The organism is Proteus appendicitidis (genome assembly GCF_030271835.1).
GTDB lineage: Bacteria > Pseudomonadota > Gammaproteobacteria > Enterobacterales > Enterobacteriaceae > Proteus > Proteus appendicitidis.
This window is the reverse complement of record NZ_CP127389.1, coordinates 2,492,260-2,508,428: the sequence shown is the minus strand read 5'-3', so window position 1 is coordinate 2,508,428 and position 16,169 is coordinate 2,492,260. Positions and strand designations below refer to the sequence as shown.

Annotated in this window: 17 protein-coding genes and 1 pseudogene; 9 read left to right on the top strand and 9 right to left on the bottom strand. The window is 38.5% G+C overall.

Annotated elements, in window-relative coordinates:
• Positions 1 to 31: 31 nt before the first annotated feature.
• From fliI to fliF, 4 genes are read right to left on the bottom strand one after another with little or no spacing between them, the layout of a single operon-like run.
• Complete coding sequence (gene fliI, locus QQS39_RS11795; RefSeq protein WP_109391453.1) at positions 32 to 1,399, bottom strand: flagellar protein export ATPase FliI; 1,368 nt, start codon at positions 1,397 to 1,399, stop codon at positions 32 to 34.
• Complete coding sequence (fliH, locus tag QQS39_RS11790; protein WP_023581834.1) at positions 1,399 to 2,118, bottom strand: flagellar assembly protein FliH; 720 nt, start codon at positions 2,116 to 2,118, stop codon at positions 1,399 to 1,401. Before fliH ends, fliI begins: the two co-directional genes overlap by 1 nt.
• Positions 2,111 to 3,109 carry a flagellar motor switch protein FliG gene (gene fliG, locus QQS39_RS11785; RefSeq protein ID WP_109396462.1) on the bottom strand — a complete coding sequence of 333 codons (999 nt, stop codon included), beginning with the start codon at positions 3,107 to 3,109 and terminating at the stop codon, positions 2,111 to 2,113. Before fliG ends, fliH begins: the two co-directional genes overlap by 8 nt.
• Positions 3,106 to 4,833, bottom strand: a complete 1,728-nt coding sequence (gene fliF, locus QQS39_RS11780) for a flagellar basal-body MS-ring/collar protein FliF (RefSeq protein WP_285804600.1) — start codon at positions 4,831 to 4,833, stop codon at positions 3,106 to 3,108. Before fliF ends, fliG begins: the two co-directional genes overlap by 4 nt.
• Before the next feature lie 276 nt (positions 4,834 to 5,109).
• Between fliF and fliE the strand changes: the two genes are divergently transcribed.
• The 7 genes from fliE (at position 5,110) to QQS39_RS11745 (ending at position 10,052) form a co-directional block, all read left to right on the top strand.
• A complete protein-coding gene (fliE, locus tag QQS39_RS11775) occupies positions 5,110 to 5,421 on the top strand; it encodes a flagellar hook-basal body complex protein FliE (RefSeq protein WP_004248328.1) in 312 nt (103 codons plus the stop codon).
• Positions 5,422 to 5,980: 559 nt separating this feature from the next.
• Positions 5,981 to 6,856, top strand: coding sequence for a YdhT family protein (locus QQS39_RS11770; protein ID WP_285804599.1), 876 nt, complete (start codon positions 5,981 to 5,983; stop codon positions 6,854 to 6,856).
• A 169-nt stretch (positions 6,857 to 7,025) separates the two neighbouring features.
• Complete coding sequence (locus tag QQS39_RS11765) at positions 7,026 to 7,364, top strand: GlpM family protein (RefSeq protein ID WP_151435470.1); 339 nt, start codon at positions 7,026 to 7,028, stop codon at positions 7,362 to 7,364.
• 53 nt (positions 7,365 to 7,417) lie between these two features.
• The gene (locus QQS39_RS11760) at positions 7,418 to 7,648 is read left to right on the top strand and encodes a DUF6500 family protein (protein WP_285804598.1); all 231 of its coding nucleotides are present in this window, start codon (positions 7,418 to 7,420) and stop codon (positions 7,646 to 7,648) included.
• Positions 7,649 to 7,752: 104 nt separating this feature from the next.
• Positions 7,753 to 7,968, top strand: a complete 216-nt coding sequence (locus tag QQS39_RS11755; RefSeq protein ID WP_023581839.1) for a hypothetical protein — start codon at positions 7,753 to 7,755, stop codon at positions 7,966 to 7,968.
• 351 nt (positions 7,969 to 8,319) lie between these two features.
• Positions 8,320 to 9,453, top strand: coding sequence for a hypothetical protein (locus QQS39_RS11750; protein ID WP_285804597.1), 1,134 nt, complete (start codon positions 8,320 to 8,322; stop codon positions 9,451 to 9,453).
• A 134-nt stretch (positions 9,454 to 9,587) separates the two neighbouring features.
• A complete protein-coding gene (locus QQS39_RS11745) occupies positions 9,588 to 10,052 on the top strand; it encodes a GNAT family N-acetyltransferase (protein WP_151435467.1) in 465 nt (154 codons plus the stop codon).
• 146 nt (positions 10,053 to 10,198) lie between these two features.
• On the opposite strand, the gene fliT is transcribed toward QQS39_RS11745, so the two are convergent.
• From fliT to fliD, 3 genes are read right to left on the bottom strand one after another with little or no spacing between them, the layout of a single operon-like run.
• On the bottom strand, positions 10,199 to 10,552 hold the full coding sequence (gene fliT / locus QQS39_RS11740) for a flagellar protein FliT (RefSeq protein ID WP_023581843.1): 354 nt from the start codon (positions 10,550 to 10,552) through the stop codon (positions 10,199 to 10,201).
• A gap of 18 nt (positions 10,553 to 10,570) precedes the next feature.
• A complete protein-coding gene (gene fliS / locus QQS39_RS11735; RefSeq protein WP_023581844.1) occupies positions 10,571 to 10,969 on the bottom strand; it encodes a flagellar export chaperone FliS in 399 nt (132 codons plus the stop codon).
• A gap of 20 nt (positions 10,970 to 10,989) precedes the next feature.
• Entirely contained in the window at positions 10,990 to 12,408 is a 1,419-nt protein-coding gene (fliD, locus tag QQS39_RS11730; protein WP_151435466.1) for a flagellar filament capping protein FliD, read from the bottom strand.
• 386 nt (positions 12,409 to 12,794) lie between these two features.
• Between fliD and QQS39_RS11725 the strand changes: the two genes are divergently transcribed.
• Entirely contained in the window at positions 12,795 to 13,904 is a 1,110-nt protein-coding gene (locus QQS39_RS11725; RefSeq protein ID WP_151435465.1) for a FliC/FljB family flagellin, read from the top strand.
• A 447-nt stretch (positions 13,905 to 14,351) separates the two neighbouring features.
• Positions 14,352 to 14,693 (top strand): annotated as a pseudogene (locus QQS39_RS11720) (flagellin N-terminal helical domain-containing protein); the annotation flags it as partial.
• Between the two features lie 42 nt (positions 14,694 to 14,735).
• On the opposite strand, the gene QQS39_RS11715 reads toward QQS39_RS11720, so the two are convergent.
• Both QQS39_RS11715 and QQS39_RS11710 read right to left on the bottom strand, forming a co-directional pair.
• Positions 14,736 to 15,782 carry a tyrosine-type recombinase/integrase gene (locus QQS39_RS11715; protein ID WP_285804596.1) on the bottom strand — a complete coding sequence of 349 codons (1,047 nt, stop codon included), beginning with the start codon at positions 15,780 to 15,782 and terminating at the stop codon, positions 14,736 to 14,738.
• Complete coding sequence (locus QQS39_RS11710; protein WP_164526231.1) at positions 15,686 to 15,994, bottom strand: hypothetical protein; 309 nt, start codon at positions 15,992 to 15,994, stop codon at positions 15,686 to 15,688. The genes QQS39_RS11715 and QQS39_RS11710 overlap by 97 nt, the downstream gene beginning before the upstream one ends.
• Positions 15,995 to 16,169: the final 175 nt, after the last annotated feature.

The window sequence follows — 16,169 nt, the reverse complement described above, 5'->3', positions numbered from 1 at the left end:
CCCTCTTTACTTTCTCTGATTATGTTCAGAATTAGTTTACTGTGATCAGTTGATTAAGTTGCTCACATGCACTTTGATAACTGCATTGCTCTTGGATATCTTGTTGTAAGAACTTCGCGAGGGATGGATAAAGCGCAATGGCTTTATCAAGCATAGGATCACTACCCGCAGCATAAGCACCTACGTTAATTAAATCGCGGTTACGTTGATAACTAGACAAAAGCTGTTTAAACACTTGTACGCGACGATAATGTGTTTTATCAATCAGTGATGTCATTGCACGGCTAATAGAGGCTTCAATATCGATAGCAGGGTAGTGCCCAGATTCTGCCAGAGAACGCGAAAGCACAATATGACCATCTAAAATTGCACGCGCAGAGTCTGCAATTGGATCTTGCTGATCATCACCTTCTGTTAACACAGTATAGAAAGCCGTAATAGAACCGCCGCCATCAACGCCATTTCCCGCACGTTCGACAAGTGCAGGCAATTTAGCGAAGACAGAAGGTGGATAGCCTTTGGTTGCAGGCGGTTCACCTACAGCAAGGGCGATTTCACGTTGCGCCATACTGTAACGAGTGAGCGAATCCATAATCAGTAAGACATGTTTTCCGCGATCACGAAAATCTTCTGCAATACGCGTTGCATAAGAAGCACCTTGCATACGAAGCAGTGGTGATACGTCAGCCGGTGCGGCTACAACCACAGAGCGTGCTAAACCATCAGTACCGAGAATATTTTCGATAAAGTCTTTAACTTCGCGTCCACGTTCACCAATTAATCCAACAACAATGACATCAGCTTGGGTAAAACGCGCCATCATGCCTAATAACACACTTTTACCGACACCAGAGCCGGCAAAAAGCCCCATACGTTGACCACGACCCACGGTTAACAGTGAGTTGATTGCACGTACGCCTACATCCAGTACATCCGTAATCGGAGTACGTTGTAGTGGGTTGATAGGTGGCGTGATCAGTGGCGCACGATAACCGGTATCTGGTGGTGGTAAACCATCTAAAGGATAACCAGAACCATCTAAAACACGCCCTAACAGCGCATCTCCAAGAGGTAATTGGCGTCCTTCATTTTCACCACCCGGTGTGGCTTGTGCATAAACACGCGCGCCCGGTGTTAATCCCTCGACTTCCTGTAAAGGCATTAACAACATTTGGCTACCGTTGAACCCAACGACTTCACTCTCAACTTCTTCAACAGTTTTACCAATGGTACGTTCTATTAAACACGTAGAGCCAAGGGGCATAACAAGCCCCTTAGCTTCCATGACTAAACCTGTTGCTCTGGTTAAACGACCATATTGACGTACACGCGGAATTTTATTTAAACGCGCTTCTGCATCACTGAGTTTTTCTAACCAACGCCCCAATCTTGCTGTCATTACAACGCCTCCGGAGCAGCAAGACGACAAAGCTCATGCCAACGAGTTGCAATCGTGGCATCAAGGTCGCCATCATTTGTCACAACACGGCATCCACCAACATGAATACTGTTATCGGCAACCACTTTCCAACCATGAGCAGAAAGTGAATCACCCAGCTCTTTTTCAATTTGTGGAATATGTTTTGGGTTAACTCTTAACTGTGGATTGTTTGAGAACATTTGTTCTTGTTGCAACATTAAGGTTATTTGCGCCAGTAATGCAGACCCATCACAAACAGCAGGTTGACCTAAAACTTCTTTTGCTGCTGTGAGGGCGATTTGCATTAAACGTGATGCAATAACACTGTCTAACCCATTTAAAGAGTGCCTAAACTCCGCTAACAATCCTTGCCATTCATTAATTAATGGTGATTGTTGAGCAATGCCTTGGCGAATACCTTCTTCAATACCTGATTGTAATCCAGCCTGATAGCCTTCCTGATAACCCTGGTTTTTCCCTGCCTCAAAGCCTTCAGCGTGGCCCAATTTCTGAGCCTTGTCTTTCATGTCATCAAGCATATTAATTTGCTCAAGAACTTTCTGTTGCTGAACAACTTCTTTTTCCTGTTTTTCGACTTCCTTTTCGTCTTCTGTCGTTTCCTCGACAGTTAATGCCCAATCAGTGAGTTCTTTGGGAACCCAAGGCTTCCAGTTAGTATCAGTATGTTTATCAGACATAGGTATCGTCTCCTCCATGAAGAACAACCTCTCCAGTCTCTGCTAATTTGCGTACCACAAGCAGAATTGCTTTCTGCTCTGCTTCCACTTGAGACATACGGACAGGGCCGCGAGAACTCAAGTCATCACGCATGATTTCAGCAGCACGTTGCGACATATTGTTGAGGAAGTGATCGCGCAGCTCTTGATCGCATCCTTTCAATGCCACAACCAAGGAGTCGGATTCCACTTCCTGTAGAATGCGCTGGATAGAACGGTTGTCGATATCGATAAGGTTTTCGAACAGGAACATTTCGTCGATAATTTTTTGTGCCAATTCGCCGTCGTAATCGCGAACCGCAGTAATGACATTCTCTTCTTGCTGGCTCTTCATCAAGTTGATGATTTCAGCAGCAGTACGAACACCACCCATTTTACTGCGTTTGAGGTTTTGACCATCAAGCAGGTTATTCAGTACTTCAGTTAACTCTGCTAATGCTGACGGTTGAACACCACCAAATGTTGCGATACGTAACATCACGTCATTACGTAATTTCTCATCAAACAGGGCAAGAATATCTGCCGCTTGACCCCGTTTGAGGTGAACCAAGATAGTTGCGATAATCTGCGGATGTTCGTCGCGGATAATATCGGCAGCCATTTGCGGTTCCATAAAGTTAAGTGTCTCGATACCCGTTGTTGTTTCACGAGTTTCAGAGATCTCATCTAACAGATTATTCGCACGTTCTTCACCCAAGGCTTTAACAAGAACAGAGCGTAAATAATCGTTCGCATTGACGTTCAATGCTGCGTATTGGACGGCGTCTTCTTCAAAACTTGCCATAACATCAATCAATTGCTGATTTGAGATCTGACGCATTGAAGACATTGCAATACTGAGCTGTTGAACTTCGCGAGTACTTAGATGTTTAAATACTTCCGCCGCTCGGTCTTCACCGAGTGTTAGTAACATAACGGCGCTTTTTTCGGTTCCAGTTAAGTTATTACTCATTGTTCTTTACTCATCCATTGACGAATAACCATTGCAACGACACGAGGATCTTTCTCTGCCATTTCACGGATACGTTGGCTCTGCAATTCGGCACTCACACGTTGACGTGCTTGTTTACGTCTTGCTTCGTCATCTAATTCTGTTTCATCAACATCATCTTTAACTTTAAGCTTGGTTTTCAGCACGGCTTTCTGTGCAGCAACTTCAGCTTCACGGCGTTTTTCAAGCTGTGGTTTCACCAGTTTGCGCCATAAGATCCATGCGATGATGACAAGTAATAACCAGCGACCTAAATCTAATGCTTTCGCAAGAATGTCTGGATTTTCCCATACAGGAACGGTGATCACTTTCTCTTCAATATCGTTGAACTGAGAGTTCACGACACTTAAAGAGTCACCACGTTCTTGGGAATAGCCCATTGCTTCACGAACAAGCCCTTCAATTTGCTGAATTTGCTCATCAGTTAGCGGAACAAGTTTAGTTTCAACAACAGGCTCTTCACCTTCAGCAGCTTCTTTCTTATCTTCAACTGTTTTGTAGTTCACGATAACAGCGACAGAAAGACGCTCAACATTACCTACTGGACGCTTGATATGGCGAATTCGGCGATCAACTTCATAGTTGGTTGTTTCATCTAAACGGCTATTACTGTTTGGATTACGCGTTAATGTGCGATTCGTGCTCGTTGCATTGGTGTCATCTGTTTTCTCACCTTCTTGCGCTTTTGGTGCTTCAATAGGCGCTTGTGGTGGAGCAACAGGTTGATTAGATAATGCACCAGGAACACCGCCAGCCAACATGCCACCATTTTGCTCACTTTGGCTCAATTGTTTTGAACGCACAGCGGCTTGATTTGGTGGTTGGTTTGGTTTGTACTCTTCAGCCGTCTCTTCTGTATGAGAGAAATCAACTTGAGCAGTCACCTGTGCATGAACGTTTCCACGACCCACAATTGGACCTAATAACGTTTCAATACGTTGCTGATAACGGTTTTCTAGCTCTTGAACATATTTCAGTTGGATAGAGTTAAGATCACGACCTAATGCATCAGGCTGTGTCAATAATTTGCCGCTTTGATCGACGATGGTCACGCTGCTATCAGGCATACCTGCAACACTGCTTGCAACGATATGCACGATGGCATTAATTTGACCTTCATCCAGCGCTCTACCCTGTAAAAGACCCACCGTAACGGATGCAGAAGGGGATTTCTGTTCACGAACAAAAAGAGATGGTTTTGGCAGTGCTAAATGAACTCGAGCATTCTGTACAGGACCTAAAGTCTCGATAGTACGAGCAAGCTCCCCTTCAAGTGCACGTTGATAGTTAATCTGTTCACTAAATTGGCTGATCCCGAACTTTTCTTTATCTAACAGTTCAAAACCGGCAGCACCGCCTTTTGGAAGCCCCGCTTGCGCGAGTTTCAGGCGTAATTCATGAACCTGATTGTCAGGCACCATAATCGCTGCGCCATTTTGTGACAAGCGATAAGGTACATTCATCTGTGTTAACTGTGTGACAATTTCGCCACCGTCTTTATCGCTAAGATTACTATAAAGCACTTTATAATCAGGGCTTTGTAACCATAAAAAAGCAGCAACAAAAATGGCAATAGCCGCCGAGCCCGCAATAATGAGCGGAATTTTCGGATCGGCTTTTATCCGGTTAATAATGGCGTTAAAACCTTTATTCTGGTTCACAACGTCGGTTTTTTCGGCATTCATAGACAATCCTTGCCTTGTAGTTCGGGATGAATACTAAAAGCGTGGCGTAACAAAACAGACTCCCCTTACGCAAATAAATAAACCTACTCTCAGGTGTCTCATTATTGGCCTTTTGCGTTTCATTTAATGGCGTAATTAGCCCTTAACTTTTGCGTTAATTACTCGCTTTGGAATGAAGCCCCTGTGTTAGGGTATAACTCGGTAAGCGTGTTGGTTCACTTCCTTACTATGACATTGATTCAGTAATTGAATTAGATGATTAACGCAGAGGTTTATATGTCAATTCCAGCTATTGAAAGTGTTCTGGATAAAATGCAAATCCAGACTTTGCAAGCATCCAATATTGCGAAACCCCAGCCAGTACAAGCAGGATTTGCAACTCAGCTTGTTCAAGCCGTGGGTAAAATTAATGAAACTCGAGTGAATGCAACCAACAAAGTTCAAGCGTTTACCTTAGGTACTCCAGGTGTTGAATTAAACGATGTGATGGTGGATATGCAAAAATCCAGTATTTCATTACAAATGGGCGTACAAGTGCGTAATAAGCTCGTCGCGGCTTATCAAGAAATTATGAGCATGCAGGTGTAGTACCTTATTATTTGATAAAGGTGACTTTTCTTTTATATAACGAGATAAGAAACACCTAATCAAAATAGAGATGGGGCATCTTGCTCAATGTCATTGAATAGATGATATAAGCTTTCGAATGTGATTAAACCTTCGAATACTTATACTATTGTTTGTTATTTATGATAATGAGCGCCCCGATTTTTGCAGGCGGGATAGACACATCATTTTATTGATGTGCGATTTTGCACATCTATATCAAAGCAACCCACTTTTTTATCTCTTCTTATATTTCAAAAAGATCAAAAGTCATTGTTAAATAAGTTACTTAACCTATGTTGGATTAGTTTTATATAAAGCTCGGTCATCATCTTTCTTCTCGATTTTTTCTATTTTATTTTTTCTTTATTTGATTAATTATAGATATATTATGTGTTGGTTGCTCTTATCTATTTGATTATATTATCGTTATTTTATTTTCTGAAATTTAATAGAGAGATTGTTATTTAATATAACTACTGTATATTTAATCAGTGTTTAAGGTGTGTTAAATAATGGAAATATAAATAAGGATATTATTATGTCAACTGTAACAACAAATAAAGCGCTTGTTTTAAGTGGTGAAAGTAAAAATGCAATCTTAGTGTTAGATGAGCAAATGGTTAATTGCATTGGTGAAGATGCACAAATTATTCATACCGGTAAAAATGTCAAAATTTATGATAATAAAGGTACAGAATATGATGAAGATAACGGTATTACTAAGCATGGCAAAAATTCACTTTTTATCACCTCAGGTGAAGAAAGTTTTGTCGAAGCATCAAGTCAATCAGTTACTTTCTCGTCAGGGCAAAAATCGACTATCTCCCATGGTTATGATTCAGATGAAAATGGAAGCCCTTTAGTAAAAAACACCATTGCTATTACGACAGGTAATGAAGCCGTTATTTATAGTTATGCAGAAAATTCAATTGGTATCTCAACAGGGGATAATACTTGGGTGCAAGATCTTACTGAAGGAAGTATAGGTATTGCGACAGGAAATAACGCTAATGTTGTCTCGGAGGATAACTTTAAAACGGCGGCTATTTTTGGTAATCATTCTGAAATTAGTGGGACGGATGCAAGTTGTTCCGCTTTTGTTGGGGGGCAAAACTGTTCTGCTAATATTGGTGATAATGGATTGCTACTCTCTGAATTTCCTTTAGAAGAACTGACTGCGGGTACTCAATCAGTCATTGTCGTCGGTTGGCATGACGGTGAACGTAAACGTTTTTCGACTTATTACCAAGGAATTGATTTTGAAGGTAGTATTTATTGGATCACAAAAGATCCTCAAACAGGGAAAAAAACGAAGCATTATAGAACGAATACCTATAAAACAACCGAGTTAGGCGAGTTGGTTTTACTGAGAACAGATGAAAGTGAACAAGATATTTCTTGGCAAGAAGACTAATGTTTGCTTAAAAAAAATTTAATATGCATTAAAGCTCAATAATTTTATTGGGCTTTTTCTCATGATAAGTATTTAATCGCATTTTAAATAACTAAAAATAAAACCAGCTCACATATCAATATGAATAGGTATGATAGTAGTAAGGTTTTTATAAATTGATGGAAAAAGAATGGGATTACTGATTAAAGCACTGATAGGTGCGTTTGTAGTGGTATTAATCGCCGTTTTATCGAAATCTCGCCATTATTATATTGCGGGATTGGTTCCATTATTCCCAACTTTTGCGCTTATTGCACACTATATTGTTGGCTCTGAACGTTCTATTGAAGCGCTACGCACTACCATTATTTTTAGTTTATGGGCTGTTATTCCTTATATGATTTACCTAATTTCACTTTATGTGATGATCAACTATGTAAAATTATTTACAGCATTGGCTACGGCGGTTATTTGCTGGATTATCGCGGCGTGGTTGCTTATTTTGTTATGGAATAAATTTCATGGATAGAGTCTTTAGTCTTAGCTATTTATTATCACGCCAAAAATAAAGATAGAGAGAATATGAGAAAATCACTACAACAAAAAATAATTCAAATATGTAATGACAAAATTTCAGCCAAAGGAGAGGGAGTGGGATTATCATTTTATGCTTTTTTTGCTAATAAAAATGACAATCCTGAATTACTTATGGAAGCTGCAACGTGGTGGATAATGATACATAAATTTGATCACTTTGAAAAAGCAGTAAAAATAAAAAAATTAGTGCAATCAGAAATGGCAGGTCACGCTTAATTTTCTTACGATGAAGTTCATCTTTTTATAAAACGATTTTATTAAACTAAAAATTATTGATTATTATCACATTAAAGCAGGTCATAAACGGCTATGGTAATTACATGATTAATAACGTAAACGGTGATGATATGGAATATTGGTTTATTGCGTATAAAGTGCGTTCCAGAAATGGTGATACCTACGCCGGACATAAAATTGTAGAAACAGAAAGTGGGATCACACCCCATATTGCGTTAGAAAAAGCATGTCAGGAAGTTGCTGAAGGAGCACAAGCTGATATTCCTGCGGTGAGAGTAGTTGCTTTTAATCGTTTATAAGACATTATACCTAATAGAAAATCCTACATTTATTAAATGTGGGATTTTTTTTATCCAAATTTAAGAATTGGTTATTTAATATACTTTATTTATAAAACAATTTACTAATAGAAATAATAAAAAAATAAGGCGTTCATTAATATAATTTAATTACATTGATCTGATAGCGCTTTTTTATTTTTTACTTAAGTTAAGTTCAATTATGTGATCTTAGCTCTACTAATTTACTTTTACTCATTGAACAAAAAAAGGCTTATGGTTAATGTGCTGGTGGGCTAAGGAATAGCTCAATACAAGGAAATAAAAATCATTATTTTGGTTTTTTAGTTATTAATAAAAGGATATTTAATTATGACAGTATTAACCGTTTATTTATGTGGTACTGGGTCTAGCTCATTTGATAATAATAATCCTACCTTCTGGCAAGGTGAATTAGTCTCCACTTTAGCGCAAAACAACCAAGGAAGAGAGTTTGCACAGTGGTTTATTGTTGATGGACCGGGTAGTGGTAATTTGCAAGAAGATGATTTATGGGTTGAAAGCCCTAATTACTCTGATATCAAGGGTTCGCTATTTGGTAGTGGCTGGGAAGAAAACGTGGCTCATGCACTTTGCTTAATGAAAGGAAACTTTGATTGGCAACGTGAAAAGTTGACAGAAGAGCAGTATAACCAACTGAAGAAAGCGGGCATTCCTATTGAAGATGTCAAAGTAACCGGCTCTTTTTTATGGCGTAAATATGACTATGGCGATCGCCAAGTCACTCAGCAACAACTTCAACAGCAAATTATTCGAATTTTCCGTAAAGATGGCATTATTCCAACTCAAGTTAACTTAGTGGGTTGGAGTCGTGGTGGTATTACTTGCCATATGTTAGCGAATGCGATGTTGGCTGATCCTCAATTAAAAGATATTCCAGTGAATATTTTTGCTATTGACCCTGTTCCTGGTCCACTGAATTTTCAACCTGAAAAAGTCACGCTTGGTAAAAACGTCAAAGAATATGTCGGATTTTATGCAAGAGATGAACGCTCTAAAGGATTTACTTGCGTGATCCCAACCGTTGCTGCTGATACTAAAATGCATATTTTCCCTATTTCTGGACGTCATGCCACATTAGTGGGTAATGCTTCTCTTGATGGTAGTGAAGGTGAAAATGCATTATATGCGCCGGGTTTAGTGGTTCGCCACTTTGCAGAGGTCTGTTTAACTCGCTGGGGCTGTGATTTAGCAAATAAATTAGCCTTAACAGATACACAAATTACAGGCTATCACACCGATATTGCTAATGATGCAGATAAATATATTGCAATGCGCCGTAAAACCTATTCTATCCATGAAAGCACGGGTAAAGATGAACGCAAAGTCTCATTAGGTAAAGAGGGTAAAGCATTCTCTGAGATCCACGGTGGGCAATATAATCCATCAGCAGGTTTAACCGCAGATTACTTATCTAATCAGCAACTCTATGATGTGATTAAATAGATTAGTATTTATCAGATTATTATGAGCTAATACGTCGCCCACAGTGAAGTGGGCGATTTTTTATTTGCTTTTGCAGATAAATAATAAGAAATTATAGAAATCATGCTAATACACAACAATCACGAGATAAGTATATGAATTGGATTTTAAAATCATTTTCACAACTCACCACAGAGGAGCTTTACGCTATTTTGGCATTAAGGAACCAGGTTTTTATTTGTGAGCAGCAATGTGCTTATCAAGATCTGGATGGGGTAGATCAAAATACATTACACTTATTTGCTAAAGAGGAAGAGAGTCAGCAACTGATTGCTTATGCACGCTTATTACCGCAAGGTATCGCATTTAAAGAAGCCTCAATAGGGCGAGTGATTGTTGCTCAACATCAGCGAGGAAGTGGTATTGCGCATCAGTTAATAAAAGAGGCGATTGCAACTACGTGTCGTCAATTTAATACCCATACAATAAAAATAATGGCACAGGCTTATTTAGTCTCATTTTATCAATCACATGGTTTTGTTATCGATTCAGAAACTTATCTTGAAGATAACATTCCACATATTGATATGGTGTTAGTGCAATCTGAACAATCTATGTAGTAATCAAAAAAAGTAAAAAACAAAAAAATAAAATGGTAAACGTTGTTTTTACGTTACCGATAACAAGTTAAGCTGAATAATAAGATTGACTTTTTCTAAGTAAAGACGCCATTAGCTAATAAAACCGCTTTTGGCGCAGAGGAGAGTTATTTAAGATTGAGATCAGGATAATAACTATGTTCTGTAAACTGACCATAGCTATTTTGTACCCTCTGCTCTTGTTCAGTCTGTCTTATTAATATGCCAAGCTCATCTAGACGAGCCCGTAATAAATTTCGCGTCTCATTTTCGTTTTCTAAGATTTTCTTTAGCATATCTGTGAGGCGTTGTTGTAGTCTCAGCTCACCGTCAGCCGGTTTTATCATCTTAGTGATACTTTCTACGCTTTTTAAATAATCCATTTCCATTTCTATCAGCTTATCCCATTGCTGATCTTTGGCAAGCGTTAACATTTGCTCACTTGATTTTAAAACATGCTCGTAAGCTGCCATAATATCCATATTGTTATCCACTCTAATTTAATAAGAATTAATCTGTGTGCCGATTTGTTGCCAAGCATCAGAAATTTCAGTTAAGAGCTTGATGACTTCATGAATTTTTTCTGGGTTATTTTTTAAGTTAGCATCGAGTAGCTGATTAACCATATAGTCATAAAGGAGCTCCAGATTTTCTGCAAGCTCGCCGCCTTTTTCTTTATCCAAACCTTGCTTTAACCCGTTACCAATAATATTAATGGCTTTAGAAATATTTTCGCCTTTACCTGCGATATTTCCTTGCTCCATTAATATTAATGCACGGCGAAGGGCGCTAAGCGCCCCATTAAATAGGATCTGGATCAGCTGGTAAGGCGTGGCATTTAAAATCTCGCTTTCAACGTCGATTTGAGCATACATTTTACTGGCTGATTGTTGATACATAATGTCCTACTTTTAAAAAATTACATTAATAAACGGCCAATTGAGGCACTGGAGTTAGTCATGGAGTTCACCATTTTATCTAACTGTTGGAATTGTTTTTTATAACGTTCCATCGTGGTCGCAATATTACGTTCCGTGTTTTTAATTTGGCTATCTAATGTTTTCTTACGTTTTTTCACGCCATCAGTGGCAATATCTAAAGTACCATCATTAGATTGCAGGGTTTTTTTCAGGTAATTATAGGTTTGTGTACCAAAGCCGGTTTCTTTACCGTCACCCATAAAAAACTCTTTCACGTTAGCTGGTTTTTCTTTTAACGCTTCATCCAGCTTTTTGCTATCGATATCTAAAGAGCCATCGACCTTAAATTTAATACCCATTTTATTAAGGGTATCCATATCTGAGGTGCCTTGTGAGCTAGTTACAAAACTTTTTAGCTCAGACATAATCATACGGCTGGTAGTATCACCGAGTAGCACGCCATTATCTTTCGATGCTGCCTCGCCTTTCTCCACTTGGGTATATTTAGTGAGAGATTTGTAGGTGCTGTTTAATTCGTTATAAGCGTCTGTCCAAGCTTGAATCGCTTTTTTCATTGGCTCAATATCACGAGCAACAGTCACGATTTCTGGCTTATCTGCTTTATCTTTATTATCAAAGGTCGTTTTTTTAAGGTTTAAGATGATCCCTTCAGGGGCATCTTTAATCTCGTTAGTTTGACGTTCAATATCAATACCGTTAATCGTTAATTTTGCATTATTTGCAGGAACGATCTCTTGCATTGCACCACTGTTAGATTTAGATGAATAACTAATAAAATCATTCAGTTCATCATCACCTTCAACAGTGATTTCCATTTTTGAATCAGTACCTTCTTTACGAGAAGTCAGTACTAAGTGGTTAACGCCATCTTTTGCTTTAACGATAGTGGCAGAAACGTTACCCTCTTTTTTATTGATTGCATCACGCAATTCAATCATAGAGGTTTGATCGTCAGTTAACTCAATACGTAATGGTTTTTTTTCACCAGGCTGGGTAATCACTAAGGTACGCTTATTACCATCACCTAATGTTTTTCCAATAGGTACTTTTACATCGCTTACTGCTTTTGATTTCAGTGTTTGCGCATGAGCAAGTTCTTTAATAGATACGGTATAGTTACCAATACTGGCTTTACCATCCGTAGTCACTTTAAAAGCATCAAACTCATCGTCTATTTTCGTTGCAACAATTTCGTCAAATTTCTTTAAGTTTTCTGACGCCTTTTGTAGCTTATCAAGTTGGCTACGGATCTTACCGTAAGCGGTAATTTGCGCTTCGTAGCTTTTCATCTGTTTATCTAGGGGTTCAAGACGTTTATTTTCTGCCGCCTCTAATTGTGCCAATGATTGGCTAAGAGGTATCCCTGAGCCCACGCCTAGTGAAGCAATACCAGCCATACCGGTCTCCTTTCTGTGTTCGTAAAATAATCCTCAAAAACCGTTATCGGTAGAATCGGCGAAAAGTTTACGTCTATTTGGTATTTTTGATGACGTAAACAGGCTGCCATATAGAAGCCTTTTGTTGCCATTGATGACTAAAGTCGAATTTAGAAGGGTAAAAATAGGTTGAGACGAAAATTGATAAAATTTTAATAAAAAAATAATAATTTAATTTCCTTGTTTATCATTGACTTGATATTAATTCTATAAAAAAACGCAGAAATATTTGTAGGAAAAGTTAAAGGTTGTATGTGGGGTGCCGATAAACTTGTTGCCGGTGATTGACACCGTAAATGAATAGGCAAACTTTTATTTTATCGACTTGATTTTAAAGGAATCTAGCTATGGCACAAGTCATTAATACCAACTATCTATCTCTGGTAACTCAAAACAACCTGAACAAATCTCAGGGAGCTTTAGGAAGTGCAATCGAGCGTCTGTCTTCTGGTCTGCGTATCAACAGCGCTAAAGACGATGCAGCAGGTCAAGCGATTGCTAACCGTTTCACTTCAAACGTAAATGGTTTAACTCAAGCATCACGTAATGCGAACGATGGTATCTCTATCGCTCAAACTACTGAAGGTGCTCTGAACGAAATCAACAACAACTTACAACGTATCCGTGAGTTAACAGTTCAAGCTAAAAACGGTACTAACTCTAACTCAGACATCACTTCAATCCAAGAAGAAGTTAAAGAGCGTCTTGGTGAAATCAACCGTATCTCTGAACAAACTCAGTTCAACGGCGTTAAAGTACTGAGCGGTGAGAAGTCAGAAATGACTATCCAAGTTGGTACTAACGATAAAGAAGTTATCAAATTTAACTTAGATAAAATTGATAACGGTACTTTAGGCGTTTCAAGTGACAAACTGTTTACAGAAGCTACAGTTAGCAAAGGTGAGAAGAAAGCTGGTGCTGCTGCAGACCCTACTAAATTAGGTGTTGCTACTGGTACTAAACTGGAAACTGGTTTAACAGTTAAAGCTTATGAAGAAGATGGTAAAGTTGTTGCAGATAAATTTGTTGCAACTAAAGGCGGTACAGATTATTTAGTTTCTTCTTCTGACTTTGAAGCTGATGGTACAGATACTGCACAAGTTAACTTAAAAGCAAGTGCAGCTGTAACTGCTAACGAATTTACTCCTGCTGCGGGTAAAGACGTTAAAACTTTAGACGTTAAAGAAGATGCTCTGGCTACTTTAGACGAAGCTATCAACAAAATTGATGAAAGCCGTTCTAAATTAGGTGCGATTCAAAACCGTTTTGAATCTACTATCAACAACCTGAACAACACTGTTAATAACTTATCTGCTTCACGTAGCCGTATCTTAGATGCTGACTATGCAACAGAAGTTTCTAACATGAGCCGTGGTCAAATCCTGCAACAAGCTGGTACTTCTGTACTTGCTCAAGCAAACCAAGTACCACAATCAGTTCTGTCTCTGTTACGTTAATTCGTACTCTGACACAAAAGATACCTTTCTATATCAAAGACCCTCATCTGAGGGTCTTTTTTTTGTTTTTTACGCTAAGAAATATTCATACTTTTCTTTTAACACTAAGCAGGGGATATATACTCGTCATATTTCCATTGTCTTAGCAACTCACTTATTTATTGCCTAACTACATATTGAATTATTTAGAATATAGGCTCTCAGTATTTTATATTTAAACCCATTCTTTTTTAGTTTTATTTTTTCTTTCGATCATTTCCTCTTTTTTTTGCAATCAATTATTCCTTACAAATTAACTAACTGGCTTTTATTGCTATTTTCTTGACGTCAAAAATCGTAAAACTCTCAAAATTGATGACGATAGTGTTTAGGCAACGTTATTACAGTGACGTAATAACCAACCTATTCATTAAAAAGTATTTTAAAATCAAGTTGAAGGAATATTTTATGGCACAAGTCATTAATACCAATTACCTGTCACTCGTGACTCAAAATAATTTAAACCGTTCACAAAGTGCATTAGGTAACGCTATCCAACGTTTATCTTCTGGCTTACGTATTAATAGCGCCAAGGATGACGCAGCGGGTCAAGCGATTGCTAACCGTTTTACTTCAAATATTAATGGTTTGACTCAAGCTTCTCGTAATGCGAACGACGGTATTTCAATTGCCCAAACTACAGAAGGGGCATTAAATGAAATTAATAATAACTTACAACGTATTCGTGAGTTAACTGTTCAAGCTAAAAACGGTTCTAATTCAGAGTCCGATATTAAATCTATTCAGGATTGTGTTTTACACTAGATAATGGGTAATATTAATCTATATTAATCAGCCAGTTAAAAGTGTTAGATGTGGCTTTTTGCTGGCTTTATTCTTCGAGTGTGTCGAAATTGTGACACGCTCACTGTATTTGGTTAAATGCTCGCCACTTAAATGAGCGTACCTCTTAACCATTTCTAATGTTTCCCATCCTCCCATTTCTTTTAATACCATTAATGGTGTACCGCTTTGAACGTGCCAACTAGCCCATGTGTGTCGTAGGTCGTGAAATCTAAAATCTGTTAGCTTGGTTAATTTCACCGCCCGTTCAAAATCTTCCAATCCAATAGTTCGTTTCCTTTTCCCGGTTCTTGTAAATACATATTCAAAGTCTTTTGGAATATTGCTTAAAATATTTACAGCATCTTCATTTAAGGGAAGAGGGCGACCTCGGTTAGATTTTGAGTTTTCAGGTGTTACTATTGCAACCCCTCTATCTAAGTCAACATTGCTCCAAGTTAGGGATAGCAACTCACCTCGCCTTGCCCCAGTTAATAATGCCAAGCTAACCAAGTCCTTCATCCACTTGAGCTTTAAATTATCAATAAGCTCTATCGCTACCTCCTTTTCGATCCATCTAACCCTAACGGTTGGCTCCCTAAACGACGGGACATGCGGTTTCTCTTTTATCCACCCAGTTTTGTGGGCTAATGAAAATGCCCTCATAATAAATGAACGATACCTGTTTTTGGATGCGTTAGAGAGTTTTCTCTTTGTTTTCGTGCTATACACAGGCAGTGAGTTCGTGATCTCATCACTGGTAATAGTGGATAGTTTTCTTCCCTTGAAAATAGCTAGGAAATACCTTGCATTAGTTTGTGCATTTGCAAAACTTCGATGGCTCTCAGCATTTCTTAGCGCCAAAATCATCATCTCATCGAATGTTCGTTCTGGCGATTTATCTAATTTATCTATCTGCCACAGGTCGTATTTTAATTTATCGTGATACTCCTGAGCCTTTACCTTGTTCGTGGTGCCAGTAGATCTCCTAATTCTTTCTCCACTTGGAGATGTGACATCAATCCAGTATGTGTTACCTCTTTTGTAGATCGGCATTTTAAATTTCTCCTGCCACCGACCACAGCCAGCCGGTAAACATTATTGTCATTAAACTGCGCCTGTTCAAACTTTTTCAGGCTATCCTTGTTAGCTCGCCATGAACCACCCACCTTAAACATGTAATATTTTGGTGGGTTTTTATAGATAGTCGATGGTGAGAGTTTTAGCTTCCCTGCAAACTCTTTCAATGTCATGCAGTCATCTTCCATTCTTCTCTTCCTTTTGCAGATTTCTGATGTATTGGCACATAACATCTTTGGCGTTGTACTTTGTGTGATTTAGAGGCTTAAACTTTGGTGTGCATTTATCGAGGATCTGAGTGGTTAGTTTGTCGTTAGGTATTCCGTGGCTTCTGAGTTCGATTAAGCATTCCTTTGCTATTTG

Bases quoted from the DNA above. Each gene is read 5' to 3' on its own strand.
- QQS39_RS11715 (WP_285804596.1), bottom strand. From the start codon at position 15,782: ATGCCGATCTACAAAAGAGGTAACACATACTGGATTGATGTCACATCT.
- fliS (WP_023581844.1), bottom strand. From the start codon at position 10,969: ATGTATCAACAATCAGCCAGTAAAATGTATGCTCAAATCGACGTTGAA.
- fliI (WP_109391453.1), bottom strand. From the start codon at position 1,399: ATGACAGCAAGATTGGGGCGTTGGTTAGAAAAACTCAGTGATGCAGAA.
- QQS39_RS11765 (WP_151435470.1), top strand. From the start codon at position 7,026: ATGGGATTACTGATTAAAGCACTGATAGGTGCGTTTGTAGTGGTATTA.
- fliH (WP_023581834.1), bottom strand. From the start codon at position 2,118: ATGTCTGATAAACATACTGATACTAACTGGAAGCCTTGGGTTCCCAAA.
- QQS39_RS11755 (WP_023581839.1), top strand. From the start codon at position 7,753: ATGATTAATAACGTAAACGGTGATGATATGGAATATTGGTTTATTGCG.
- QQS39_RS11745 (WP_151435467.1), top strand. From the start codon at position 9,588: ATGAATTGGATTTTAAAATCATTTTCACAACTCACCACAGAGGAGCTT.
- fliF (WP_285804600.1), bottom strand. From the start codon at position 4,833: ATGAATGCCGAAAAAACCGACGTTGTGAACCAGAATAAAGGTTTTAAC.
- QQS39_RS11750 (WP_285804597.1), top strand. From the start codon at position 8,320: ATGACAGTATTAACCGTTTATTTATGTGGTACTGGGTCTAGCTCATTT.
- QQS39_RS11770 (WP_285804599.1), top strand. From the start codon at position 5,981: ATGTCAACTGTAACAACAAATAAAGCGCTTGTTTTAAGTGGTGAAAGT.
- fliE (WP_004248328.1), top strand. From the start codon at position 5,110: ATGTCAATTCCAGCTATTGAAAGTGTTCTGGATAAAATGCAAATCCAG.
- fliG (WP_109396462.1), bottom strand. From the start codon at position 3,109: ATGAGTAATAACTTAACTGGAACCGAAAAAAGCGCCGTTATGTTACTA.
- fliD (WP_151435466.1), bottom strand. From the start codon at position 12,408: ATGGCTGGTATTGCTTCACTAGGCGTGGGCTCAGGGATACCTCTTAGC.
- QQS39_RS11725 (WP_151435465.1), top strand. From the start codon at position 12,795: ATGGCACAAGTCATTAATACCAACTATCTATCTCTGGTAACTCAAAAC.
- QQS39_RS11760 (WP_285804598.1), top strand. From the start codon at position 7,418: ATGAGAAAATCACTACAACAAAAAATAATTCAAATATGTAATGACAAA.
- QQS39_RS11710 (WP_164526231.1), bottom strand. From the start codon at position 15,994: ATGGAAGATGACTGCATGACATTGAAAGAGTTTGCAGGGAAGCTAAAA.
- fliT (WP_023581843.1), bottom strand. From the start codon at position 10,552: ATGGATATTATGGCAGCTTACGAGCATGTTTTAAAATCAAGTGAGCAA.